Source organism: Micromonospora sp. C28SCA-DRY-2, assembly GCF_030519475.1.
GTDB lineage: Bacteria > Actinomycetota > Actinomycetes > Mycobacteriales > Micromonosporaceae > Micromonospora.
On record NZ_JAUMKD010000008.1, the window covers coordinates 124810 to 149528 of the forward strand.

23 protein-coding genes are annotated in these 24719 nt (G+C 77.9%); 17 read left to right on the forward strand and 6 right to left on the reverse strand.

The genetic code is table 11. The annotated features are described in order from the left end of the window. Positions 1–20 precede the first annotated feature (20 nt). The 11 genes from Q3W71_RS26495 to cobA all read left to right on the forward strand — a co-directional run bounded on the left by Q3W71_RS26495 (position 21) and on the right by cobA (position 12720). Positions 21–2216, forward strand: a complete 2196-nt coding sequence (locus Q3W71_RS26495) for a VWA domain-containing protein (protein ID WP_368051232.1) — start codon at positions 21–23, stop codon at positions 2214–2216. 76 nt (positions 2217–2292) lie between these two features. Further along, entirely contained in the window at positions 2293–2904 is a 612-nt protein-coding gene (gene cobO / locus Q3W71_RS26500; protein ID WP_302922192.1) for a cob(I)yrinic acid a,c-diamide adenosyltransferase, read from the forward strand. Beyond that, positions 2901–4277, forward strand: coding sequence for a cobyrinate a,c-diamide synthase (locus Q3W71_RS26505; protein WP_302922193.1), 1377 nt, complete (start codon positions 2901–2903; stop codon positions 4275–4277). Before cobO ends, Q3W71_RS26505 begins: the two co-directional genes overlap by 4 nt. 155 nt (positions 4278–4432) lie before the next feature. Beyond that, entirely contained in the window at positions 4433–5158 is a 726-nt protein-coding gene (gene cobI, locus Q3W71_RS26510) for a precorrin-2 C(20)-methyltransferase (RefSeq protein ID WP_302922334.1), read from the forward strand. Beyond that, positions 5155–6015: a precorrin-4 C(11)-methyltransferase gene (gene cobM, locus Q3W71_RS26515; RefSeq protein ID WP_302922194.1), complete on the forward strand. Its 861-nt coding sequence runs from the start codon at positions 5155–5157 to the stop codon at positions 6013–6015. The genes cobI and cobM overlap by 4 nt, the downstream gene beginning before the upstream one ends. Further along, positions 6012–7163, forward strand: a complete 1152-nt coding sequence (locus tag Q3W71_RS26520) for a cobalt-precorrin-5B (C(1))-methyltransferase (protein ID WP_302922195.1) — start codon at positions 6012–6014, stop codon at positions 7161–7163. The genes cobM and Q3W71_RS26520 overlap by 4 nt, the downstream gene beginning before the upstream one ends. Beyond that, complete coding sequence (gene cbiE / locus Q3W71_RS26525; RefSeq protein WP_302922196.1) at positions 7160–8398, forward strand: precorrin-6y C5,15-methyltransferase (decarboxylating) subunit CbiE; 1239 nt, start codon at positions 7160–7162, stop codon at positions 8396–8398. The genes Q3W71_RS26520 and cbiE overlap by 4 nt, the downstream gene beginning before the upstream one ends. Then, entirely contained in the window at positions 8395–10248 is a 1854-nt protein-coding gene (gene cobJ / locus Q3W71_RS26530) for a precorrin-3B C(17)-methyltransferase (protein WP_302922197.1), read from the forward strand. The genes cbiE and cobJ overlap by 4 nt, the downstream gene beginning before the upstream one ends. Then, positions 10236–10472 carry a 4Fe-4S binding protein gene (locus Q3W71_RS26535; protein ID WP_302922198.1) on the forward strand — a complete coding sequence of 79 codons (237 nt, stop codon included), beginning with the start codon at positions 10236–10238 and terminating at the stop codon, positions 10470–10472. Before cobJ ends, Q3W71_RS26535 begins: the two co-directional genes overlap by 13 nt. Beyond that, positions 10469–11059, forward strand: a complete 591-nt coding sequence (locus Q3W71_RS26540; RefSeq protein ID WP_302922199.1) for a precorrin-8X methylmutase — start codon at positions 10469–10471, stop codon at positions 11057–11059. Before Q3W71_RS26535 ends, Q3W71_RS26540 begins: the two co-directional genes overlap by 4 nt. Continuing rightward, the gene (cobA, locus tag Q3W71_RS26545; protein ID WP_302922200.1) at positions 11056–12720 is read left to right on the forward strand and encodes a uroporphyrinogen-III C-methyltransferase; all 1665 of its coding nucleotides are present in this window, start codon (positions 11056–11058) and stop codon (positions 12718–12720) included. Before Q3W71_RS26540 ends, cobA begins: the two co-directional genes overlap by 4 nt. A 117-nt stretch (positions 12721–12837) precedes the next feature. On the opposite strand, the gene crcB is transcribed toward cobA, so the two are convergent. The 4 genes from crcB to Q3W71_RS26565 form a co-directional block, all read right to left on the reverse strand. After that, positions 12838–13200, reverse strand: coding sequence for a fluoride efflux transporter CrcB (gene crcB / locus Q3W71_RS26550; RefSeq protein WP_302922201.1), 363 nt, complete (start codon positions 13198–13200; stop codon positions 12838–12840). Then, a complete protein-coding gene (locus tag Q3W71_RS26555; protein WP_302922202.1) occupies positions 13197–13670 on the reverse strand; it encodes a CrcB family protein in 474 nt (157 codons plus the stop codon). The genes crcB and Q3W71_RS26555 overlap by 4 nt, the downstream gene beginning before the upstream one ends. Positions 13671–13975: 305 nt before the next feature. Further along, a complete protein-coding gene (locus Q3W71_RS26560; protein ID WP_302922203.1) occupies positions 13976–14734 on the reverse strand; it encodes a trans-aconitate 2-methyltransferase in 759 nt (252 codons plus the stop codon). A gap of 146 nt (positions 14735–14880) precedes the next feature. Continuing rightward, positions 14881–16101, reverse strand: a complete 1221-nt coding sequence (locus Q3W71_RS26565) for an MFS transporter (RefSeq protein ID WP_302922204.1) — start codon at positions 16099–16101, stop codon at positions 14881–14883. A gap of 136 nt (positions 16102–16237) precedes the next feature. Between Q3W71_RS26565 and Q3W71_RS26570 the strand changes: the two genes are divergently transcribed. The 6 genes from Q3W71_RS26570 (at position 16238) to Q3W71_RS26595 (ending at position 21263) form a co-directional block, all read left to right on the forward strand. After that, the gene (locus Q3W71_RS26570) at positions 16238–16687 is read left to right on the forward strand and encodes a MarR family winged helix-turn-helix transcriptional regulator (protein WP_302922205.1); all 450 of its coding nucleotides are present in this window, start codon (positions 16238–16240) and stop codon (positions 16685–16687) included. 266 nt (positions 16688–16953) lie between these two features. After that, positions 16954–17919, forward strand: coding sequence for a zinc-binding dehydrogenase (locus Q3W71_RS26575; protein WP_302922206.1), 966 nt, complete (start codon positions 16954–16956; stop codon positions 17917–17919). 177 nt (positions 17920–18096) lie between these two features. Then, on the forward strand, positions 18097–19404 hold the full coding sequence (gene paaK / locus Q3W71_RS26580) for a phenylacetate--CoA ligase PaaK (protein WP_302922207.1): 1308 nt from the start codon (positions 18097–18099) through the stop codon (positions 19402–19404). Positions 19405–19435: 31 nt separating this feature from the next. Continuing rightward, entirely contained in the window at positions 19436–19816 is a 381-nt protein-coding gene (paaI, locus tag Q3W71_RS26585) for a hydroxyphenylacetyl-CoA thioesterase PaaI (RefSeq protein ID WP_302922335.1), read from the forward strand. Positions 19817–19905: 89 nt separating this feature from the next. Continuing rightward, the gene (locus Q3W71_RS26590; protein WP_302922208.1) at positions 19906–20469 is read left to right on the forward strand and encodes a dienelactone hydrolase family protein; all 564 of its coding nucleotides are present in this window, start codon (positions 19906–19908) and stop codon (positions 20467–20469) included. Positions 20470–20588: 119 nt separating this feature from the next. Then, entirely contained in the window at positions 20589–21263 is a 675-nt protein-coding gene (locus tag Q3W71_RS26595) for a flavin reductase family protein (RefSeq protein ID WP_302922209.1), read from the forward strand. 40 nt (positions 21264–21303) lie between these two features. Here the strand turns inward: Q3W71_RS26595 and Q3W71_RS26600 are convergent, their stop codons facing one another. After that, on the reverse strand, positions 21304–22200 hold the full coding sequence (locus tag Q3W71_RS26600) for an aldo/keto reductase (RefSeq protein WP_302922210.1): 897 nt from the start codon (positions 22198–22200) through the stop codon (positions 21304–21306). A gap of 115 nt (positions 22201–22315) precedes the next feature. Next, positions 22316–24559 carry an adenylate/guanylate cyclase domain-containing protein gene (locus Q3W71_RS26605; protein ID WP_302922211.1) on the reverse strand — a complete coding sequence of 748 codons (2244 nt, stop codon included), beginning with the start codon at positions 24557–24559 and terminating at the stop codon, positions 22316–22318. Positions 24560–24719: the final 160 nt, after the last annotated feature.

A 24719-nucleotide genomic window follows, 5' to 3' on the forward strand; every position in this document is an offset into this window, starting at 1 on the left:
CGTTCAGCGCCGTGCTCGGCATGGCCGACATGCGGCTCGCGCTGCTGCTCAACGCGGTCAGCCCGGCCATCGGCGGGGTGCTGGTGCGCGGCGAGAAGGGCACCGCCAAGTCCACCGCCGTCCGCGCGCTCGCCGCGCTGCTGCCGCCGGTCGACCGGGTGGCCGGCTGCCGGTTCGCCTGCGACCCCGCCGCCCCCGACCCGGCCTGCCCGGACGGCCCGCACCCGGCCGCGCCGCCGGCCGAGCGCCGCCCCGCCCGGCTGGTGGAGCTGCCGGTCGGCGCCGCCGAGGACCGGGTGGTCGGCTCGCTCGACCTGGAACGGGCCCTCGCCGACGGGGTCCGCGCGTTCGAGCCCGGCCTGCTCGCCGCCGCGCACCGCGGGGTGCTCTACGTCGACGAGGTCAACCTGCTCCACGACCACCTGGTCGACCTGCTGCTCGACGCGGCCGCGATGGGCCGCTGCCACGTCGAGCGCGAAGGCGTCTCGGTCAGCCACGCCGCCCGGTTCCTGCTGGTCGGCACGATGAACCCGGAGGAGGGGGAGCTGCGCCCGCAGCTGCTCGACCGGTTCGGGCTCACCGTCGAGGTGGGCGCCAGCCGCGATCCCGCCGTCCGGGTCGAGGTGGTCCGCCGCCGGCTCGCCGCCGACGCCGACCCGGTCGGCTTCGCCGCCCGCTGGGCCGCCGCGGACGCCGAGATCGCCCACCGGGTGGCCACCGCCCGGCGGCGGCTGGACGGCGTGCGGCTGCCCGACGCCGCGTTGCGCCAGATCGCCGAGGTCTGCGCCGCCTTCGACGTGGACGGCATGCGCGCCGACATCGTCACCGCGCGCACCGCGCTCGCGCACGCCGCCTGGCACGGCCGGGACGCGGTCACCGTCGAGGACGTCCGGGTGGCCGCCCGGCTGGCGCTGCCGCACCGCCGCCGCCGGGACCCGTTCGACACCCCCGGCCTGGACGAGAAGCGCCTCGACGAGGCCCTGGACCGGGCCGGTGACGACGGCCCCGACGACGACCCCGGCGGCCCGGGCGGTTCCGGTGGCGGCCCGCGCGGCGGCCCCGACACCCCCGGTCCCGGCCCGCACGGCGGTCCCGGCGGCACCCGCGACGACGGCCGATCCGACGGGTCCCGGGAGGACGGCGGATCCGAAGCCCGGCCGGCCGGCGCTTTCGGACCGGACTCCGGGAGCGCTGACGCCGCCGGGGACCGGGCCGACGGCACCGGGCCCGACCGGCCCGGTGCCGACGAGGTTTCCGAGCGCTCCGACGACCTGGTGGCCGGCCCGCGCGACCCCGGTGGCGGGGACGCGGGCGCGGGCGGCGGGTCCGACCCGGCCCGTCCGGACGGCCGGCCCGGCGCGGGCGGGCAGCCGGTGGCCGTCCCTCGGCAGGGCCTGAAGGCCCGGCTGCTCACCGCGCCCGGCGTCGGTGACGGCGTGCCGGGGCGCCGGTCCCGGGCCCGCACCGGACGGGGCCGGACCACCGGCGCCCGGGTGCCGGCCGGCCGCCCCGGCGCGCTGCACCTGCCGGCGACGCTGAGGGCCGCCGCGCCGCACCAGGCCGCCCGGGGCCGCACCGTCGGGCCGCTGCGGCTGCGCCCGGTCGACCTGCGCGAGGCGGTCCGCGAGGGGCGCGAGGGCAACCTGGTGCTCTTCGTGGTGGACGCCAGCGGGTCGATGGGCGCCCGGCAGCGGATGGCCGCCGTCAAGGGCGCCGTGCTCGCCCTGCTCACCGACGCCTACCAGCGCCGGGACAAGGTCGCCGTGGTCGCCTTCCGGGGCGCCGGCGCGCAGACCCTGCTGCCGGCGACCTCGTCGGTGTTGGCCGCGTCGGCCCGGCTCGCCGACCTGCCCACCGGCGGGCGCACCCCGCTGGCCGAAGGGCTGCTGGCCGCCGCCGAGCTGCTACGGGTGGAGCGGCTGCGCGACCCCCGGCGGCGCCCGCTGGTGCTGGTGCTCACCGACGGCCGGGCCACCGCCGGCGACCGGCCGCTGGACCGGGCCGCCCGCGCGGCGGGCGTGCTCGCCGCCACCGGCGCCCCCTGCGTCGTCGTCGACTGCGAGTCCGGCCCGGTCCGCCTCCACCTGGCCCGCCGCCTCGCCACCCACCTCGCCGCCGACCACCACCCCCTGGCCGAGATCGCCACCGCCCCCCTGACCCATCTCGCCGCCCACCCCACCCAGTCCCGCGATCTTGCACTTCGGGCCCGGGCATGACGGACGAAAGCGCAGAAATCAGGGACCCAAACTGCAAGATCGCCGGGGAAGACCGATCGAGAAGGAGCGCCGCCTGATGCCGCAGGGGAAGCCGAGCCACGTACCCGCCGACGGGCTGACCACCCGGCAGCGGCGCAACCGCCCACTGCTGATCGTCCACACCGGGCAGATGAAGGGGAAGTCCACCGCGGCGTTCGGGCTGGCGCTGCGGGCCTGGACGGCCGGCCTGCCGGTCGGGGTGTTCCAGTTCGTCAAGAGCGCCAAGTGGCGGGTCGGCGAGGAGAACGCCTTCCGCGCGCTCGGCGAGGTGCACCGGCACACCGGCCAGGGCGCCCCGGTGGCCTGGCACAAGATGGGCGAGGGCTGGTCGTGGATCCAGCGCGGCGGCGCCGCCGACCACGCCGCCGACGCCCTGGAGGGCTGGCGGCAGATCCAGCGCGACCTGGCCGCCCAGCGCTACGGCCTCTACGTGCTCGACGAGTTCACCTACCCGATGACGTGGGGCTGGGTGGACGTCGACGAGGTGGTCGACACCCTGGCGAACCGCCCCGGGTTCCAGCACGTGGTCATCACCGGCCGGGACGCCGACCCGCGGCTGGTCGCCGCCGCCGACCTGGTCGCCGACCTGGTGAAGGTCAAGCACCCGATGGACGCCGGCCAGAAGGGCCAGAAGGGCATCGAGTGGTGACCCGCCCCGCCGCCGAACCCGCCGCGCCGTGGGCGCTGCCCCGGGTGGTGGTGGCCGCGCCGGCCAGCGGGCACGGCAAGACCACCGTCGCCACCGGGCTGCTCGCCGCGCTGCGCCGCCGCGGCCTGGCGGTCAGCCCGCACAAGGTCGGCCCCGACTACATCGACCCCGGCTACCACGCCCTCGCCGCCGGCCGGCCCGGCCGCAACCTCGACCCCTGGCTGGTCGGCGAGGAACGGATCGCGCCGCTGCTGCGGCACGGCGCGTCCGTGCCGGTGCCGGCCGACGTGGCGGTGATCGAGGGGGTGATGGGGCTGCACGACGGCGCGGTCGGCCGGCGCGGCTTCGCCTCCACCGCACACGTCGCGCGGTTGGTCGACGCCCCGGTGCTGCTGGTGCTGGACACCACCGCGCAGGGCCGCTCCGCCGCCGCGCTGGCGCTCGGCATGGCCGCGTTCGACCCGGCCGTGCGGATCGGCGGCGTGCTGCTCAACCGGGTCGGCTCGGCCCGGCACGAGACGCTGCTGCGCGACGCGCTCGCCGAGGTGGGCGTACCGGTGCTCGGGGCAGTCGCGCGGGCCGCCGCGGTGGCCGCGCCGTCGCGCCACCTCGGGCTGGTGCCGGTCGCCGAGCGGGCGCCGGAGTCCGTCGCCACGGTGGCCGCCCTCGCCGACCTGGTCGAGTCCACGGTGGACCTGGACGCGGTGCTGGCGCTGGCCCGCACCGCCCCGCCGCTGACCGCGCCGGCCTGGGACCCGGCCGCCGCCGTCGGCGGCCCGGCCGGCGCCGGCCGCCCGGTCGTCGCGGTCGCCGGCGGACCGGCCTTCACCTTCTGCTACGCCGAGCACGCCGAACTGCTGGTCGCGGCCGGCGCCGAGGTGGCCGGCTTCGACCCGCTGCGCGACCCGGCGCTGCCCGCCGGCACCCGCGCGGTGGTCGTCGGCGGCGGCTTCCCCGAGGCGTACGCGGGGCAGCTCGCCGACAACACGGCGCTCCGCGCCGAGCTGGCCGGCTTCGACGGCCCGGTGCTCGCCGAGTGCGCCGGGCTGCTCTACCTCGGCCGCTGCCTGGACGGCGCGCCGATGTGCGGCCGGCTCGACCTCACCGCCCGGATGACCGACCGGCTCACCCTCGGCTACCGCGACGCGGTGGCCGCCACCGACTCCCCGCTGGCCCGCGCCGGCGACCCGGTACGCGGGCACGAGTTCCACCGCACCGCCACCGACCCGGGCCACGGCGACCGGCCGGCGTGGCGCTGGGACGGCGCCCAGCACGGCTTCGTCGCGGGCGCAGTGCACGCGTCCTACCTGCACACGCACTGGGCCGGCCACCCGCGGGCCGCCCGCCGCCTGGTCGAGGCGGCCAGCCGGTGACCGCGCGGAACGGCATCCCGGCGGACGATCGCGGCGCCCCGGCCGAGCCGCCCTCCGCCCGCCGCCTGGCCGGCGGCCAGCCGGTGACCGCGCGCGCTGACACCGGCCCGCCCGGGCCGGGCGCCGGCCGGTCCGGGCCGGCCGACGCCGCCACGCTGACCGGGGTCGGGGTCGGTCCGGGCGATCCGGAGCTGCTCACCCTCCGGGCGGTCCGGGTGCTGGCCGAGGCCGACGTGGTCTTCGTACCCGTGCTGGACCGCCTCGCCGCGAGCCCCGGGCGGGCCGAGACCACCGTCGCCGGGCACGTCGCCGCGGACCGGCTGCACCGGCTGCCGTTCGCCCTGGACGACCGGGGCGGGGTGACCCGTCGCCGGGAACGCGCCTGGGACGCCGCCGCCCGGGCGGTGGTCGGCGCGGTCGACGGCGGTGCGCGGGCGCTGGCCTTCGCCACCATCGGCGACCCGAACGTCTACTCCACCTTCGGCTACCTGGCGCAGACCGTCCGGGCGCTGCGCCCGTCGGTCGAGGTGCGCACGGTGCCCGGGATCACCGCCATGCAGGAACTCTCCGCGCGCAGCGGCGTCCCGCTCTGCGAGGGCCGGGAGCCGCTGACCCTGCTGCCGGCCACCGCCGGGCTGGCGCTCTTCGCCGACGCGCTCGCCGGACCGGGCACCGTGGTCGCCTACAAGGGCTGGCGGCGGCACGCCGACCTGGTCGCCGAGCTGCGCCGGCAGGACCGGCTCGGCGAGGCCGTGCTGGGCCGGGGGCTCGGGCTGCCCGGCGAGCGGGTCGGCCCGGTCGAGCTGGCCGGCGACGACCTGCCGTACCTGTCCACGCTGCTGGTCCCGGCCCGCCGCGACCGTCGGGGAGGAAAGCTGTGACCAGCGCGGAAACCGCCGAGCGGGCGACGCCGGCCGGCCGGGTGTGCTTCGTCGGCGCCGGCCCCGGCGCGGCGGACCTGCTCACCCTGCGGGCCGTCCGGGCGATCGGCGCCGCCGACGTGGTGATCTGGGCGGCCAGCCTGGTGCACGCCGACGTACTCGGGTACGCCCGTCCCGGCGCCGAGATCGTCGACTCCTCGCAGCTGCCCATCGAGGGGGTGCTCCCGCTCTACCGGCGGGCCGCCGCCGAGGGGCTGGCCGTGGCCCGGATCCACTCCGGCGACCCGGCGCTCTGGGGTGCGGTGCAGGAGCAGCTCGACCTGTGCCGGGCGCTCGGGCTGGCGGTCGAGGTGGTGCCCGGGGTCTCCTCGTTCACCGCGGTCGCCGCGATCGTCGGCCGCGAACTGACAGTCCCCGAGGTGGCCCAGTCGGTGATCCTCACCCGGCTGGAGGGCGGCAAGACGCCGATGCCGCCGGGGGAGCGGGTACGCGACTTCGCCCGGCACGGCACCACCATGGCGCTCTTCCTCTCCGCCGCCCGCTCCGGGCAGGTGCAGGCCGAGCTGCTGGCCGGCGGCTACCCGGCGGACACCCCGGCCGTGGTGGCGTACCAGGCGACCTGGCCGGACGAGCTGGTGGTGCGCTGCACGGTCGGCACCCTGGCGGCCACCGTGAAGGAGCACCGGCTCTGGAAGCACACCCTGTTCCTGGTCGGTCCGGCGCTGGCCGCCGCCGGCACCCGCTCGCACCTCTACCACCCCGGGCACTTCCACACCTTCCGCCGTGCGGAGCCGGCCGCCCGGGCCGAGCTGCGCCGGGCCCGGGACGCCGGGCCGGGGGACGGGCCCCGGGCATGACGTACGCGGAGCCGCCGCTGCGCGAGCCGGACCTGCCGCGTACCGCGAAGGTCCGGCCCACCGCGCTGCGCACCGGCTGGACCACCGGCGCCTGCGCCACGGCGGCGGCGAAGGCGGCGGTGACCGCGCTGGTCACCGGCGTGCCGCAGCGGGAGGTGGAGATCGGGCTGCCGGCCGGGCGGCGGGTGCGCTTCGCGGTCAGCCGGTGCGAGCTGGCCGCCGGTCCGGCGCCGTGGGCGGAGGCGGTGGTGGTCAAGGACGCCGGGGACGACCCGGACGTCACCCACGGCGCGGAGCTGACCGCCACGGTGCGCTGGTCGGCGCCGCCCGGACTGCGGCTGGCCGGCGGCGACGGCGTCGGCACGGTCACCCGGCCGGGCCTCGGGCTGCCGGTCGGCGGGCCGGCCATCAACGACACCCCGCGACGCATGATCACCGAAGCGGTGGCGGAGGTGGTCGACCTGACCCGCGCCGGCGTGCACGTGGTGATCAGCGTGCCGCGCGGCGAGGTCATGGCGCGCAAGACCACCAACCGGCGGCTCGGCATCGTCGGCGGCATCTCGATCCTCGGCACCACCGGGATCGTCCGCCCGTTCTCCACCGCCTCCTGGCGGGCCAGTGTGGTGCAGGCGGTGCACGTGATGGCCGCGCAGGGCCAGCGGACCGTGGTGCTCTGCACCGGCGGGCGCACCGAGCGGGCCGCCCGGGAGCTGCTGCCGGAGCTGCCGGAGGTCTGCTTCGTCGAGGTGGGCGACTTCACCGGCGCGGCGGTCACCGCCGCGGTCGCCGACGGCCTGACCGGGGTGGTCTTCGTCGGCATGGCCGGCAAGCTGGCCAAGCTCGCCGCCGGCGTGCTGATGACCCACTACACCCGGTCCAGGGTCGACCTGTCGCTGCTCGGCGCGGTCACCGCCGAGGCCGGCGGCGACGCCGACCTGGTCGCCGCGGTCGTCGCCGCCAACACCGGCCGGCACGCGTACGAGCTGTGGGCGGCGGCCGGCCTTCTCGGGGCGGCCGGTGACCTGCTCTGCCGGCGGGTCCGCCAGGTGCTGCTGCGCTTCGCCGGCCACCCGGTGGCCGTCGACGTGGCGATGGTGGACTTCGCCGGCTCCCGGGTGGTCGCCTCCTCCGGCCGGTGGGCGGCATGACGGCGGGCGAGGGCGACCGGGCGCCCGGGTTGACCGTCGTGGGGGTCGACGCCGCGGGTCGCCCGGCACACCCCGGGCTCGCCGCGACGCTGGCCGGCGCCGGCCTGGTGGTCGGCGCGGCCCGGCACCTCGCCGCGCTGCCGGTGCCACCCGGCTGCGCCACCGTCGCGCTGGGGCCGCTCGCCCCCGCGCTGGACCGGCTCGCCGCCGCCGTCGCCGCCGGCACTCCCGCCGTCGTGCTGGCCAGCGGCGATCCCGGCTTCTTCGGCATCGTCCGCCGGCTGCGCGCCGCCGGGCTGCGCCCGCGGGTGCTGCCGGCGGTGTCGAGCGTGGCCGCCGCGTTCGCCCGGGCCGGCCGGCCGTGGGACGACGCCGTCGTGGTGAGCGCGCACGGGCGGGACCCGCGGCCGGCGCTGAACGCCTGCCGGGCCCTGCCGGCGGTGGCGGTGCTCACCGCGCCCGGCGCCGGGGCGGCCGAGATCGGTGCCGGGCTGGCCGGCTGGACCCGCCGGCTGGTGGTGGCCGAGCACCTGGGCGGCGACGCCGAACGGGTCGTCGAGACCAGCCCGGCCGAGGCCGCCGCGCGGAGCTGGGCCGACCCGCACGTGCTGCTCTGCCTGGCCCACCCCGGAACCGGCCGCGCCGCCGGGATGCGGACCGACAACCAGCCGGCCGCCGCGCCGGCCGGCGGCTGGGCGCTGCCCGAGGACGCCTACGCGCACCGGCACTCCATGATCACCAAGTCCGAGGTCCGCGCCCTGGCGGTGGCCCGGCTGCGCCCCCGGCTCGGCCGGCTGGTCTGGGACGTGGGCGCGGGCAGCGGCTCGGTCGGCGTCGAGTGCGCGCTGCTCGGCGCGGCGGTCGTCGCGGTGGACCGGGACCCGGCCGCCGCCGGGCTGGTCCGGGTCAACGCCGACCGGCACGGCGTCGACGTCCGGGTGGTGACCGGCGCCGCCCCGGAGGCGCTGCGCGGGCTGCCCGAAGCGGACGCCGTCTTCGTCGGCGGCGGTGGCACCGACGCGCTCGCCGCCGTGGCCCGCCGCGCCCCCGACCGGGTGGTGGTCACCCTCGCCGCGGTGGACCGGGTCGCCCCGGCGGTCGGGCTGCTGCGCGCCGCCGGCTACGCCGTCGAGGGCGTCCAACTCGGCGCCGCCCGCCTCGCCGACCTGCCCGGCGGATCCATCCGACTCGCGGCCACCAACCCGGTGGTCGTCCTCACCGGGGAGCGCCCGTGAACCACCCGACCACCGCCGCGCCGGCCGGAGCGCCCCGCGCCAGCCGGATCGGACTCGTCGCGGCCACCGCCGCCGGCCGCCGGCACGCCCGCGTGCTCGCCGACGCCTGGCCGCACGCCCGGCCGGTGACCGGCCCGACCGTCGCCGACGCGCTGCGCACCGCCTGGGCGGAGTGCGACGCGGTGGTGGCGTTCCTGGCCACCGGGGCGGTGGTGCGCGTCCTCGCGCCGCTGCTCGGCGACAAGCGCACGGACCCGGCAGTGGTGGTGGTCGACGAGGCGGCCCGGCACGCCGTCGCGCTGCTCGGCGGGCACGCCGGCGGCGCCAACGACCTCGCCGGACGGGTCGGCGCGCTGCTCGACGCGCGGCCGGTGGTGACCACCGCCTCCGACGCGGCCGGCCTGCCGGGGCTGGACACGCTCGGCTGGCCGGTCGAGGGCGCGGTCGCCGCGGTCGGCCGCGCCATCCTCGACGGCGAACCGGTCGCGCTGGTCGCCGACGCCGCCTGGCCGCTGCCCGCGCTGCCGCCCAACGTCCGCCCCGGTCCGGACCTGCCCGGTCCGGCCGCGACCGCCGCTGCTGGCGCGGGTGCGGATGCGACCGCGCAGGCCGGGCCCACGGTGGACGCCGCACCGTCGCGGGACGCCGGGCCGGTGGTGGACGCCGGGCCGGCGGCCGGCGGCGGATACCGGCTGCTGGTCACCGACCGGCTGGTGCCGCTCGACGGGCGGACCGCCGTGCTGCGACCCCCGTCGCTGGTCGCCGGGGTCGGCGCCAGCCGCGGGGTGCCCGCCGCGCAGGTGCGCGAGCTGCTCGACCGGGTGCTCGCCGCCGCCGGGCTGAGCCCGGCCAGCCTGCGCCACCTGGCCAGCGCCGACGTCAAGGCCGACGAGGCGGGCATCCGGGCCACCGCGGACGCGCTCGGCGTACCCCTGGTGACCTATCCCGCCGCGGCGCTGGCGGCGGTCGACGTGCCGCACCCCAGCGAGGTGGTCCGCGCCGCGGTCGGCACGCCGAGCGTCGCCGAGGCGGCCGCGCTGCTCGGCGGCGAGGCCGAGCTGCTGGTGCCGAAGACCGCGACCGCGATGGCCACCGTGGCGGTGGCCCGGCACGCCCCGCGCGGCCGGCTCGCGATCGTCGGCCTCGGCCCCGGCGCGGCCGACCTGCGCACCCCGCGCGCGGTCGCCGAGCTGCGCCGGGCCGCCGTGGTGGTCGGCCTCGACCAGTACGTCGACCAGGTGCGCGACCTGCTGCGCCCGGGCACCCGGGTGCTCGCCAGCGGGCTGGGCGCCGAGGAGGCCCGGGCCCGCGCCGCCGTCGCCGAGGCGGCCGCCGGGCAGGCGGTGGCCCTGGTCGGCTCCGGCGACGCCGGGGTGTACGCGATGGCCAGCCCCGCGCTGGAGTACGCCGACGAGCGGATCGACGTGGTCGGCGTGCCCGGGGTGACCGCCGCCCTCGCCGCCGGGGCCCTGCTCGGCGCGCCGCTCGGCCACGACCACGCCTACCTGAGCCTCTCCGACCTGCACACCCCGTGGGAGGTCATCGCGCGCCGGCTGGCCGCGGTCGCCGAGGGCGACCTGGTGGCGGTCCTCTACAACCCGCGCAGCCGCACCCGGGACTGGCAGCTCGACGCGGCGTTGCGGCTGCTCGCCGCGCACCGCCCGGCGGACACCCCGGTGGGGGTGGTGCGCAACGCCAGCCGCGCCGGCGAGCGGGTGCACCTGGCCACCCTGGCCACCGTCGACGCCGCGCTGGTCGACATGTACAGCGTCGTGGTGGTGGGCAGCAGCCGCACCCGGTTCGTGGCCGGCCGGATGGTCACCCCGCGGGGGTACCGGTGGCGGCCGTGACCGTGCACGGCTGCCAGGGCTGCGGCGCCTGCCTGCTCACCTGCCCGACGCACGCGCTGCGGCCGGTGGCCGGCGGGCTGGAGGTGCGCGCCGACCGGTGCACCGGCTGCCTGGAGTGCCTGGAGATCTGCCCGGTGGACGCGATCCGCGCCGCCGGCACCGACAGTGGAGGGGAACCGATGAGTTCGACAGTGGTCAGCGCCGTATGCCCGGCCGCCCGGTGAGCCGGGCCGTCCACCCGATCGAGCGGCGGTCGTACGAGATCCTGCGGTCCCGGGTGGACCTGTCCCACCTGCCGCCGCTGACCCGCGCGGTGATCGAACGGGTGGTGCACGCCAGCGCCGACCTCGACTACGTCACCGACCTGGTCTGCGTCGAGGCGGCACTGGCCGGCGGGCTGGCCGCGCTGCGCGCCGGCGCGCCGGTGGTCACCGACGTGGCCATGGTGGCCGCCGGGATCACCGGCCGGGAGGCGCTCTGCCCGGTCGCCGAAGCGGCCACCGCCGCGCTGGCCCGCGCGGCCGGCCTCACCCGGTCGGCGGCGGCGGTCCGGATCGCGCTGGACCGGGTCGGCCCCGGCGCGGTCTGGGTGGTCGGCTGCGCGCCCACCGCCCTGGCCGAACTGGTCACCCTGGACGCCCGGCCGGCGCTGGTGGTCGGGTTGCCGGTCGGCTTCGTCGGCGCCGTCGAGGCGAAGGCGGCGCTGCGGGCCAGCGGCCTGCCCGGGGTGTCCAACCGCAGTGAGAAGGGTGGCTCGGCGGTCGCCGCCGCCGCCCTCAACGCCCTGCTCTACGTCGAGGAGAAGCCATGACCGCACTGGTCGTCGTCGGGCACGGCACGCGCAGCGCGGCCGGGGTCGCGCAGTTCACCGCACTGGTCGAGCGGATCCGCCGGCGGGCCGCCGGGGCGGTCGGCGACGTCGAGGGCGGCTTCATCGAGCTGTCCCGCCCGCCGCTGGCCGACGCGGTCGGCGCGCTGGCCGGCCGGGGCCACCGGTCGCTGGTCGCGCTGCCGCTGGTGCTCACCGCGGCCGGGCACGGCAAGGGCGACATCCCGGCCGCGCTGGCCCGGGAACGGCACCGCCACCCGGGCCTGCGCTACCGCTACGGCCGCCCCCTCGGCCCGCACCCGCTGCTGCACACCGTCCTGGCCGAGCGGATCGACGCGGCGCTGGCCGGCGACGGGCGGGCCGACACCTGGGTGGCGCTGATCGGGCGGGGGTCCACCGACCCGGACGCCAACGCCGAGGTGGCCAAGGTGGCCCGGCTGCTCTGGGAGGGGCGCGGCTATGCCGGCGTGGAGTTCGGCTTCGTCTCCCTCGCCGAACCGTCGGTGCCCCGGGTGCTGGACCGGCTGCGCCGGCTCGGCGCGCGGCGGATCGTGGTGGCGCCGTACTTCCTCTTCGCCGGGGTGCTGCCGGACCGGATCGTCGCCGGGTCCGCCGCGTACGCCGCCGCGCACCCGGAGCTCGACGTGCGGCTGGCCGACCTGATCGGCGACTGCGACGAGCTGGCCGACCTGGTGCTCGAGCGGCACGCCGAGGCGTTGCGCGGGGACATCCGGATGAACTGCGACACCTGCGCGTACCGGGTGGCGCTGCCGGGGTTCGCCGACAAGGTGGGCCGGCCGCAGACCCCGCACGACCACCCCGACGACCCGGTCGGCGGGCACCACCACCACCACCATCACCACCAGCACGGCGACGGCGATCCGGAGCACGGCCACGACCACGACCCCGGGCGGGGCCGGGTGGCGGTGGTCGGCGGCGGCCCCGGGCCGGACGACCTGATCACCGTACGGGGGCGGGCGCTGCTCGACGCCGCTGACGTGGTGGTGGTCGACCGGCTGGCTCCGCGCGGCCTGCTCACCGGCCTGCGTCCCGGGGTTCGGGTCATCGACGCGGCCAAGGTGCCCCGGGGCCCGGCGATGGCCCAGGAGGCCATCAACACCGCCCTGGTCGAGCACGCCCGCGCGGGCCGGCGGGTGGTCCGGCTCAAGGGCGGCGACCCGTACGTCTTCGGGCGGGGCCACGAGGAGGTGCTGGCCTGCGCGGCGGCCGGCGTGCCGGTCACCGTGGTGCCGGGGGTGACCAGCGCGGTCGCCGCGCCCGCGCTGGCCGGCGTGCCGGTCACCCACCGGGGCGTGGCGCACGAGTTCACGGTGGTCTCCGGCCACCTGCCGCCCGGGCACCCGGAGTCCCTGGTGGACTGGGCCGCGCTGGGCCGGTCCCGGGGCACCCTGGTGCTGCTGATGGCGGTGGACACCGTCGACAAGATCGCCGCGGTGCTGGTGGAACACGGGCGGGACCCGGACACCCCGGTGCTGGCCGTGCAGGACGCCGGGCACCCCGGCCAGCGTGCCGTGGCGGCCCGGCTCGACGGGATCGGGGCGCTGGTCGCCCGGGAGGGCGTCCGGCCGCCGGCGGTGTTCGTGGTCGGCCCGGTGGCCGCCCTCGGCGCCGCCGGCGGCTGACGGCGGCGGGTGGGGGCGAGCGCAGGCTGTGGAGCTGACGTCGGGAACGACTCGGCCCAACCCGGGCCGGGTCGGCCCGGGTTGGGCGCTCCGTCGACCGGTGGCGCCCCGGGCCGGTCAGCCGGTGAGGGCGCGGGCGAGCGCGTAGCCGGCGGTGGCGGCGGCGAACCCGGCGGCGAGGCTGGCCGTGACGTTGAGCAGCGCGGCCAGCCGGCGGCCACCGCGCGCCAGCCGCAGCGTCTCGTAGCTCAGCGTGGACCAGGTGGTCAGGGCGCCGCAGAAGCCGGTGCCCACCAGCGCGCCCACCGCCGGGTCGGTCGGCAGTGCGGTGACCACCCCGAGCAGCAACGACCCGGCCACGTTGACCGTGAGCGTGCCCCACGGGAAGGCCGAGCCGAGGCGGGCCTGCACGGCCCGGTCGGTGAGGTAGCGCAGCGGGGCGCCGACGGCCGCGCCGAGCGCGACGAGCAGGGCGGTCACCGGCGGCCCCGCAGCCACCGGTCGGTCGCGGCGTCCCCGGCCCAGACCGCGAGCAGCGCCCCGACCAGCGTGGCGGCCAGGTACGCCAGGGCGGTGGCCGGGGCGCCGGCCAGCAGCGCCCGGTGCACGTCCACCGCGTAGGTGGAGAAGGTGGTGTAGCCGCCGAGCACTCCCACCCCGAGGAACGGCCGGGCCAGCGGCCGTCCGCCGCCGGACCGGCCGAGCACGGCCATCAGCACGCCGATCAGCAGGCAGCCGCTGAGGTTGACCCCGAAGGTCGCCCAGGGGAAGCCGTCCGGGTGGTGCGGGAACGCCGCCTGGAGGCCGGCGCGGGCCAGCGCGCCGAGCACGCCCCCGGCGGAGACGGCGCCGAGGACCGCCGCCGGGTGCGCGGCCAGTTCGCCCCGGTCACCGGGTACCCGCAGGTCGACGTCGGGATCGATCCGCGGCGGCTCGGCCGGACCGGTCACGTCTCCTCCCCAGCCGCGGGTGCCGCCGAGCGGCCGTCCGGCGGCGGGCGCCAGCATAACGCCCGGCGTGCCGGCCCCGGGCCGGTCTCCGGCCGGTCCCGCCGGGTCACCGCCCGGGGCGAACCGGCTCCACGCGCCGTGCCGCCCCCGCTCGGCCTCCCGCGCCGGCCCCGGCGGCCCCCGGCCGGCCCGCCGTGTCGCGACGCGGCGGGCCGCCACCAGCCCCCGCCCGCCGTGTCGCGATCTCGGGGTTCCGCCATAGCGCCCCGTGCCGTCCCCGGGCGGGGCGGCGGGCGTGCCGGAGGTCAGCGCACGGCCGCCACGGCGGCGTCGGTGCCGCCGCGCCAGAGCGTGCCGACCTCGGTGAAGCCGGCGTCGGTCAGCGCGGCCAGGTGCCAGGAGACCGGCGGGTTCCACTCCGGGCTGTGCCCGGACGGGTAGATCTCCCGGCGCCGGGCGACCAGCGGGGCGAGCGTCGGGTCGGCCGCCGCCCGGTCCCACCAGTCCGACCAGGACAGTACGGCGCCGGCGGCGTACCGGGCGTCGCGGCGGTCCCGGGCGCGGTCCAGCAGGCGCTTGCTGAGCTGCGGCAGGCCGTCGTCGGGCATGTGGTCGGCGTTGAGCAGGATGCCGCCCGGGCGCAGCAGGTCGCGGACCTCGGCGTAGAGCTTGGCCAGCCGGTCGCCCGGCAGCCAGTGCAGGGCGGTGGCGGTGAGCACCGCGTCGTACTCCCGGTGCGGCAGCGCGGCGGACCAGTCGGGTCGGTTGAGGTCGGCGGTCACCACGGTGACCCGGTCGCCGTGGGTGGCGCGGGCGATGGCGAGCAGCGCCGGGTCCAGGTCGAGCAGGGTCACCTCGGCGTCGGGGAAGCGGCGCAGCGCGCGCTGGGAGATGGTGCCGGTGCCGCCGGCCAGGTCGAGCAGGCGGGGCCGCTCGCCGTCGAGGACCGCGTCGACCGCGTCGAGCATGGCGCCGAACCGGTGCTCCCGGTCCGGCAGGTACGCCTCCTGCTGGCGGTCCCAGCTCTCCTGCCAGGCCGCCGCGTTCGTGATGTAAGGACTCATAGCGAGGAGGCTAGTTACCAGCGGGAGTGGGTGTCCAGCCCTTGTTGCAATATCTTTGCAATAGCGAAGGAGTGGCAGGGAGGGGTCGGGATCGGCGTTCCGGCCCGACCCCGCCCCTCGGCGGCGCGGTGTCCGAGCGCCGGCGCTCATCCGGTGGCGGCCACCAGATCCGGCTCGGTGGCCGGCTGGTCGGGGCGCCGGCGGGCCAGGCGCAGCGCCGCCAGCAGCACGCCGAGGCCGGCCAGGGTGACCGCGGCCCCCGCCCAGATCGGGGCGGTGTAGCCGAGCCCCGCCGAGATGGTCAGCCCGCCGACCCAGGCGCCCAGGGCGTTGCCGACGTTGAAGGCCGCGATGTTCGCTCCGGACGCCAACGTCGGGGCCCGGTGGGCGTACCGCATGATCCGCATCTGCAGCGGAGGCACGGTGGCGAAGCCGAAGCCCCCCATCAGCAGCAGGGACGCGATGGTGAGCGGCCGGCTGCCGGCGGTCAGGGCGAAGCCGGTGAGCACCACGCTCAGCGCCGCCAGGACGGTGACCAGGGTGTGGTCCAGCGACCGGTCGGCCGCCCGCCCGCCGAGCAGGTTGCCGGCGAAGAGGCCGACCCCGAAGAGCACGAGCAGCCACGGCACGGTGCCGGTGGCGAAGCCGCTGACCTCGGTGAGGGTGTACGCGATGTAGGTGAAGGCGCCGAACATGCCGCCGAAGCCCAGGATCGTGACCACCAGCGACAGCCACACCTGCGGGTGGGTGAAGGAGTGCAGTTCGCCGCGGAGCCCGCCGGCCGGAGCGGTGTCGCCGGCCGTCCGGCCCGGGATGAGCAGGGCCAGGCCGATCAGCGCCAGCACGCCGATGCCGGTGATCGCCCAGAACGTGGACCGCCAGCCGAAGTGCTGGCCGAGGAAGGTGCCGAACGGTACGCCGAGCACGTTGGCGGTGGTCAGTCCGGCGAACATCAGTGCGATGGCGCCCGCTCGGCGGGCCGGCGCGACCAGCCCGGCGGCGACCACGGCGCCGATGCCGAAGAACGCGCCGTGGCAGAGCGCGGCGACGATCCGGCCGGCCAGCATCACGCCGTAGCCGTCGGCCACCGCGGAGAGCAGGTTGCCCACGATGAAGAGCACCATCAGGCCGAGCAGCACCTGCTTGCGGGGCAGCCGGGTGACCGCCGCGGTCAGCGCCACCCCACCGACCGCGACGCTCAGCGCGTAACCGGAGATCAGCCAGCCGGCGACCGGCTCGGTGACCGCGAAGTCGGCGGCGACCTGGGGGAGCAGACCCATGATCACGAATTCGGTGAGGCCGATGCCGAAGGCGCCGACGGCCAGCGCGAGCAGGCCGGCGGGCAGGGACCGGGTGCGTGGGGACATGGTCATCCGTTTCCGGGAAGGGGACAGGTAGGGAGCGCATGCAACTACACGCGGCAGCAACGAAATAGTTGCACGCGCCTGCTATCAGCGCAAGCGTGCTAAGCTCGACGTCGACCAGGAGTCCGAGGGGGCACGGATGGGCATCGGCGACGACGCGGTCGAGATCCGCGCGCAGGGTTGGCGCACCCTCGCCGCGCTGCACGGCCTCATCGAGGCGTCCCTCGAGCGCGCCCTGCAGGCCGGGCACGACCTCTCGGTGGTGGAGTACACGGTGCTCGACGCGCTCTCCCGGCAGGACGGCTGGCACATGCGGATGCGCCAGCTGGCCCGCGCCGCGGCGCTCTCCGACAGCGCGACCACCCGGCTGGTCACCCGGCTGGAGGAGCGCGGTCTGCTGACCCGGGTGCTCTGCGCGGACGACCGGCGTGGCATCTACACCGAACTCACCCCGGCCGGCTCCGAACTGCTCGACCAGGCCCGGCCCACCCACGACCGGGTGCTCGCGCAGGCGCTGGCCGACGCGGAGGCCACCCCGGAACTGGCCCCGCTGGTCGACGCCCTGCACCGGTTGCCGGCACCCCGGTGACCCGCGGTCGCGCGGCCGTACCACCCGGGCCGCGGGGCCGCCGTTCCGCGACCCGAGGTCGCCGAAGGCGTACGCGTTCGCGCTGGGCGACCGGGGCGCTGTTCCCGTTTCCCCGGGTCGGCCGGTTCGTCCTCCCTGCTGCGGGAACGTGAGCGGGACCCGGAGAACCCGTGACCGGTGGGCCACCTCACCCCCGTGGCCCGTTGACCTCAACCCCGCTTCACCTTCGAAGCTGGTCGCAGTGGACGAGCGACGGGGAGGGTGACATGCGGGTGGTCGAGGTGACCGCGTTCGGGGGGCCGGAGGTGTTGACGCTGGCCGAGGCGCCGGAGCCGGTGCCCGGTCCCGGCGAGGTGGTCGTGGAGGTGGCCGCCGCCGACGTGCTCTGGGTGGAGACGATGATCCGGCGCGGCGAGGGCGGGGCGTACTTCCCGGTGCGGCCGCCGTACCGGCCGGGGGTGGGGGTGGCCGGCACGGTCGGCGCGGTCGGCGCGGGGGTCGACCCGGGCTGGTCCGGCCGCCGGGTGGTCACCCGCACCGACGAGCGCGGCGGCTACCTGGAACGGGCCGTGGTGCCGGTCGACGGCGTGCTGCCGGTGCCGGACGCCGTCCCGCTCACCGACGCGGCCGCCCTGCTGCACGACGGGGTGACCGCGTTCGGGCTGCTCGACCTGGTGCCGGTCGGAGCCGGCGACCGGGTGCTGGTCACCGCCGCCGCCGGCGGCCTCGGCGCGATCCTGGTGCAGGAGGTACGGGCCACCGGCGGGATCGTCGTCGCGGCGGCCCGCGGCCCGGCGAAGCTGGACGCGCTGCGCCGGCTCGGCGCGGACGTGGTGGTCGACTACGACGAGCCGGGCTGGACCGACCGGGTGCGCGCCGCCGCCGGGGAGGTGGACGTGGTCTTCGACGGCGCCGGTGGCGACTACGGTCGGGCCGCCTTCGACCTGGTGCGCGCCGGCGGGCGGTTCTCCGCGCACGGCACCCCGGCCGGGGCGTTCGCGGTCCCCGACCCCGAGGTCGCCCGGGCCCGGCGGATCGCCGTCACCGGCATCGCCGACGTGCAGTTCACGCCGGAGCAGGCCCGTCGGCACCTGCGGGCCGCGCTCGACGCGGCGGCGGCCGGGCGGATCGCGCCGCTGATCGGGCGGACCTTCCCGCTGGAGCGGGCCGCCGACGCGCACCGGGCCGTCGAGGGTCGGGCGGTGGTCGGCAAGGCGCTGCTGACCGTCTGAGCACCGGCCGGGCGGGCGCCACCCGGCGGTGGTGCCCGCCCGGCGGCGGGCGTACGGTACCCGGATCGGCGGGCGCGTGACCTCCCGGCGCCGGGGCGCGGTGACCGCGCGGGCGTGGCCGACCCGGGGAGGCCACCCGGCCCGCCGGCCGCGCCAGGAGCCACCCAGGAGGTAGCGATGCAGGACCGGACCCCGCGCCCGGAGGAGCTGGAACCGATCGAGCGGGCCGGCGTCGACGAGCTGCGGGCCCTGCAACTTACGCGGCTGCGCTGGTCGCTGCGACACGCGTACGAGCACGTGCCGCACTACCGGCGCGCGTTCGAGGCCGCCGGGGTGCACCCCGACGACTGTCGGGAGCTGGCCGACCTGGCCCGCTTCCCGCTCACCGGCAAGGCCGAGCTGCGGGAGAACTACCCGTTCGGCATGTTCGCCGTGCCCCGCGAGCGGATCGCCCGGCTGCACGCCTCCTCGGGCACCACCGGTCGGCCCACCGTGGTCGGCTACACCGCGGCCGACCTGAAGACCTGGGCCCGGTTGATGGCCCGCTCGATCCGCGCCTCCGGCGGCCGCCCCGGCGACCGGGTGCACGTCGCGTACGGCTACGGGCTGTTCACCGGCGGGCTCGGCGCGCACTACGGCGCCGAGGAACTGGGCTGCACGGTCATCCCGGTCTCCGGCGGGATGACCGAACGGCAGGTGATGCTGATCCGCGACTTCGCGCCCGAGGTCATCATGGTCACCCCCAGCTACATGCTGGCCATCGTCGACGAGATGGAGCGGCAGGGCGTCGACCCGCGCGGCACCTCGCTGCGGGTGGGCATCTTCGGCGCCGAACCGTGGACCGAGGACATGCGCCGCGAGATGGAGCAGCGGCTCGACATGCACGCGGTCGACATCTACGGCCTCTCCGAGGTGATGGGTCCCGGGGTGGCCAACGAGTGCGTGGAGACCAAGGACGGCCTGCACCTCTGGGAGGACCACTTCTACCCGGAGATCATCGACCCGGTGACCGGCGAGGTGCTGCCCGACGGGGAGCGGGGCGAGCTGGTGCTCACCTCGCTGACCAAGGAGGCCATGCCGGTGGTCCGCTACCGCACCCGGGACCTCACCCGGCTGCTGCCGGGCACCGCCCGGCCGATGCGCCGGATCGAGAAGATCACCGGACGGACCGACGACATGATGATCGTGCGCGGGGTGAACGTCTTCCCGACCCAGATCGAGGAGCTGATCCTGCGTACCCCGCAGCTGTCGCCGCACTTCCAGTGCGTCCTGGACCGGCAGGGGCGGATGGACACGCTGACCGTACGGGTCGAGCGGCGCGCCGGGGTGACCGTCGACGCCGCCGAGCGGGCCGGCGCGGAACTGGTCGACCTGGTCAAGAACACCATCGGGGTGAGCGTGGCGGTCGACGTGATCGCGCCGGACGGCGTGGAGCGGTCGATGGGCAAGATGCGCCGGATCGTCGACCAGCGGCGGGCGGGCTGACGTGGGCGAGGCACGCAACGCCGCGTACGACATGTTCGACGCCGACGCGGCCTCCCGGAGTCTCGGCATCGAGCTGGTCCGCGCCGCCGACGGGACGGCCGAGGCCCGGATGCGGGTGACCGGCGCGATGGTCAACGGGCACGCCATCGCCCACGGCGGCTACGTCTTCCTGCTCGCCGACACCGCCTTCGCGCTGGCCTGCAACAGCCACGGGCCGGTCACCGTCGCCGCCGGCGGTGAGATCACCTTCGTCCGGCCGGCCCGGGAGGGGGACCTGCTGGTCGCCCGGGCCACCGAGCGGACCCGGTACGGCCGCAGCGGCATCTACGACGTCACGGTGTCCCGCGAGAACGGCGAGGTGGTGGCCGAGTTCCGCGGCCGCAGCCGCACCGTCAACGGCCAGCCGGGCTGACCCGCGGCCGGATCGGCCGGCCCGGGCAGCGGCGGCCGGCCGCGCGTGGCGCGGGCGATCCCGTCGGGGGTCTCGGGCACGATGGGCCGATGCGACACATCGTCCTCTTCCACTCGGTGTACGGGCTGCGGCCGGCCGTGCTGCGCGCCGCCGAGCGGCTGCGCGCCGCCGGGCACGAGGTCGTCACCCCCGACCTGTACGGCGTGCCGGCCGTCGACACGGTGGCCGACGGCTTCGCCCTCTTCGACAGGATCGGCCGGGAGGTCGTGCTCGACCGGGCCCGGACGGCGCTGCGCGACGCGCCGGCCGACGCCGTGCTCGCCGGCTTCTCGATGGGCGCCGGGGTGGCCGGCGCGATGCTCGCGGAGCGTCCCGACACGGCCGGGTTGCTGCTGTTGCACGGCACCGGCGGCGCGCCGGAGGCGGTCCGCCCCGGCCTGCGGGTGCAGTTGCACCTGGCCGACCCGGACGAGTACGAACCGCAGGACGAGGTGGACGAGTGGCAGCGGGCGATGACCGCGGCCGGCGCCACCGTCGACGTCCACCGCTACCCGGGCGCCGGGCACCTGTTCACCGACCCGGACGTGCCCGACCACGACCCGCGGGCCGCCGAGCGGCTCTGGGACCGCAGCCGCGACTTCCTCGCCGGCTAGGGATCGGCGGCGGCCGGCCGGCGGTGCCGGGTTCGGCGCCACGCCGGCCGCACTCGGCATCCGGCCGCCCGGTCATCCTTCGCCGGCCGCCGAACGGTCCGCGCCCTAGCGTCCCGCCCATGAACACAGCCACGGACAGTTCCCCGACCACCGGCGTGACGACCGAGCACGTGCCGATCACCCCGAGCATCCTGTACTTCGGCACCCCGGTCGTGCTGCTGTCGACGGAGAACGAGGACGGCTCGGTCAACCTGGCGCCGATGTCGTCGGCCTGGGCGCTCGGCCAGGTGGTCGTCCTGGGCCTGGGCCGGGCCGGGCAGACGGGCCGCAACCTGCGGCACCGGCCCGACCTGGTGGTGAACCTCCCCGGTCCCGCCCTGTGGCCGGCGGTGGAGCGGCTGGCCCCGCTGACCGGACGGCGCGACGTGCCCGAGCACAAGCGGGACGCCTTCCGCTTCGAGCCGGACAAGTTCGCCGCCGCCGGCCTGCGTCCCGTCCCGTCCGACCTGGTCACGCCGCCCCGGGTCGCCGAATGCCCGCTGCACCTGGAGGCCCGCGCGACCCGGGTACGCCCCGACGCCGCCGGAGACTTCCTCGTCGTCGAGGCCGAGGTGCTCAAGGTCCACGCGGATCCGCGCGTCGTGGTGCCCGGCACGCAGCACGTCGACCCGTCCCGGTGGAGCCCGCTGATCTACAACTTCCGCCACTACTTCGGCCTGGGCGACGAACTCGGCCACAGCTTCCGCTCCCAGACCCCATGCCCGCGCCCGGGAAGCGGGACGCCGCCCGGGTGAACCGGGGGGCAGCCACGCCGGCGCGGGCCGGGGGCGGCGGTCAGCCGAGGCGGGCCAGCTCGTCGGGGGAGAGCCGCAGCGCGCCGGCGGCGACGTTCTGCGCCAGGTGCTCCGGGTCGCCGGTGCCGGGGATGGCCAGCACGTGCGGGCCCTGGTGCAGCGTCCAGGCCAGCCGCACCTGGTGCGGGGTCGCCCCGTGCGCGTCGGCGATCTCTCGCACGGCCGCGTCGTGCTCGGCGGACGCGCCGGCCTCGCGGCCCGCCCCGGCCAGCGCGAAGAAGGGCACGAACGCCACGCCCCGCTCGCCGCAGACCCGCAGCAGCTCGTCCGAGGTCCGGTGGGTGTCGACGGCGTACGCGTTCTGCACGCACACCACCGGCGCGATCGCCTGCGCCTCGTCGAGGTGGTCGACCCGGACGTTGGACAGCCCCAGGTGCCGGATCAGCCCGGCGTCCCGCAGCTCGGCGAGGGCGGCGAAGCGCTCCGCCACCGAGTCGTCGCCGGGCCGGCGCACGATCCGCAGGTTCACCACGTCGAGGTGGTCGCGGCCCAGCCGGCGCAGGTTCTCCTCGACCTGCCGGCGCAGGTCGGCGGGGCCGGTCAGTTCACCGCTCCACGCCGTGGTGCGGTAGTCCGGGCCGACCTTGGTGGCGATGACCAGGTCGTCGGGGTAGGGGTGCAGGGCCGCGCGGATCAGTTCGGTGGCGTACCGGACGGGACCGGTGCCCACCCGCAGCGGCCCGCCCGGAGAGAAGTAGAAGGCGGCGGTGTCGATGTGGTTGACGCCCAGCTCGACCGCGCGTCGCAGGACGCGGATGGCCAGCTCCCGGTCCGGGTTCGCGGTGAGTCGCATCGAGCCGAACCCCATCCGGTGCACGGCGCGGTCGCCCAGTGTCCAGCTGCCCGCGGCGGCCGCGGTGATCTCGTCGGTAGGCATCGGGCCAACCTAACCAACGGCACTGACCTGCGCACTCGGCCGCGCACCCGATACCGCCCGGGGGTGTCGACTGATAGCTTGGATCGTGGGGGAGAACCGGCCACCCGGGCCGCCGTCAGGCGGCCGCCCGGGTCGGCGCCCGCACCCACGGTGCGCGCCCGTGCCCGGCCCCCGCCGGATCGGATCGACCCGATCCGCCCTCCCCGAACGCGGCGGCACCCCGCCGCAACCGCCCGCCGACGCCGGCTGCCGTGCCGGGGCCCGCTGCCAGCGCGGGGCCGCCGGGGTCGCCGCCGGCGCGGGGTGGCGGGGCCGGTGGTGCCGGCGATCGCAGTGGCACCACCGTCCGGCGCGGCGGCCGGATCAGGGGCGACGCGTGGTGCCGGTCCCGCTTGCCGACGGGACGAACGGGGCCCGGCGTGGACGCGGTGCGGGCGGCGCCGGCGGGCGGGACAGCGGTCCTCATGCGCGTGGTTGCGGCGGGTGCCGCTGCGCCAGCTCGCCGGCGCAGCGTGGCCAGGTTCGGCGCGGTGGGTGCCGGTGTGCCGGCCGGTCGGCGCGGCGTGGCCGGGTCCGGTACGGCGTGCACCGGCGCGCTGCGAGGGCGGCGGTCGGTGCCCGGCCCGGGTGCGGGGCGTGCGGGTGTGCCGGCGGGTCGGCGGACCGGCTGGGCGGCGGGGACCGGCGCCGGCCCCAGGTGGCGCGGCCCGGCGGCACGCCGGGCGAACTCGGCGCGCACCGCCCGGGGCAGCCGGGCGTACGCGACCTGGCGCACCACCACCTCGGCGACGGCGTAGCCGCCGGCCGGCCCGCTGGTCAGCAGGCCGAGGGCGACCAACGACCGCAGCACCGGCCGGGCCCGCCCCGGCGTCCAGCCGAGCAGCCGGTCCACCGTCGGCGCCGGGCAGTCCGTCGCCCGGCTGGCCACGGCCATCAGCGCCGCCCGCTGGTCGCCGTCGAGCCGGTCCAGCCGCGCGTCGACGGCCCGGCGGACCGGTTCGGGCACCGGCAGTTCCGCCGCGTTGTCCGCCCCCTCGACCAGCGACCGGACGTACGCCGCCGCGTGGCCGGGGCTGCCCCCGACCAGGGGGAGCAGCCGGTCCACCAGCGCGACCGGCCGGCCGGCCCGGCGGAGCAGGTGGCGCAGCAGCCGGCCGCTGTCCACCGCGCCGAGCGGCCGCAGCTCGACCAACACCGCCGGCCGCGGCAGCGGCTCCGCCCACTGCGGACGGTGGGCGGTGACCACCGCCAGGGGCAGCCGGCGCTCGGTGGCCGCGGCGAGCAGCGCCCGCAGGAAGTCGGCCACCTCGGGCGCGGCCCGGTCCACGTCGTCCACCGCCACCACCACCGGCTGCCGGGCGGCCAGCGCCAGCAGCGCCTCCCGCCAGAGCGCCGCCGCCTCGGCCGCGTCGCCGGCGTCCGGCCGGGCCAGCAGCCGGGCCAGCGTGGACACGCTCGCCGGCAGGCGCTCGGGCGGCACCAGGCCGGCGAGGGCGGCGGCGAGCCGCCGGCGTACCCGGGCGGGCGGGTCGGTGGCGCGCAGGCCGGTGTGGCCGCGGACCAGTTCCGCGACCGGCGCCAGCGGGTGGTCCGGGTACGGCGGGCAGTGCGCCAGGCACCAGCGGACCGGCACCTCGTCGACCGAGGCGACGGACCGGCTCAGCTCGGACAGCAGCCGGCTGCGCCCGCTGCCGGCCGGGCCGACCAGCGACACCCAGCGCGGGCGGCGGTCGCGTACCGCCCGGACGAGCTGGTCCCGGGCGGCGGCGACCTCCCGACGGCGGCCGAGGAACGGGCCGTCGTGCCGCACCGGCGCCGGCCGCACCAGCGCGGTGGCGTGCCAGACGTCGACCGGCGACGCCTTGCCGGCCAGCGCCACCGGCGGGATCCGGCACTGCTCGACCAGGCCGGCGGTGGCCCGGTGGGTGGCCGCGCAGAGCGCCACCCCGCCCGGCGGGGCGTACCCCTGGAGCCGGGCCGCGGTGGTGATCACCGCGCCGCTGGCCGCGCCGTGCCCGCCGTCGCGGGCGCCGGCCAGGTCCACCACCGCCTCGCCGGTCGCCACCCCGATCCGCACCCGCAGCCGCGGCCCACCGGCCAGCGCCCGCCGGTCCAGGGCCCGCTGCATCTCCAGCCCGGCCCGCACCGCCCGGTACGCGTCGAAGCCGTCGGAGTCGCGGGCGCCGAAGAGCGCCATGACGGCGTCACCGATGTACTTCTCGACCACCCCGTGCCAGCGCCGCAGCACCTCGCCGACGGTGTCGAAGTAGGACCGTTGCAGGGCCCGGACGTCCTCCGGGTCCAGCCGGTCGACCAGCGCGGTGGATCCGACGATGTCGACGAACAGTACGGTGACCATCCGGCGCTCCTCGGGCACCGGCCAGCGTGCGGACCCGGCCGGCGTCGCTGCGGCGATGGTGGTGGGCACTGGACACCGCCTCTCTCCCCCCGTTCCTGCCTGATGACCTTCGGAGACTGTCACCACCGGGCCGACGGGGGATCGGCAGAACGACGTATGT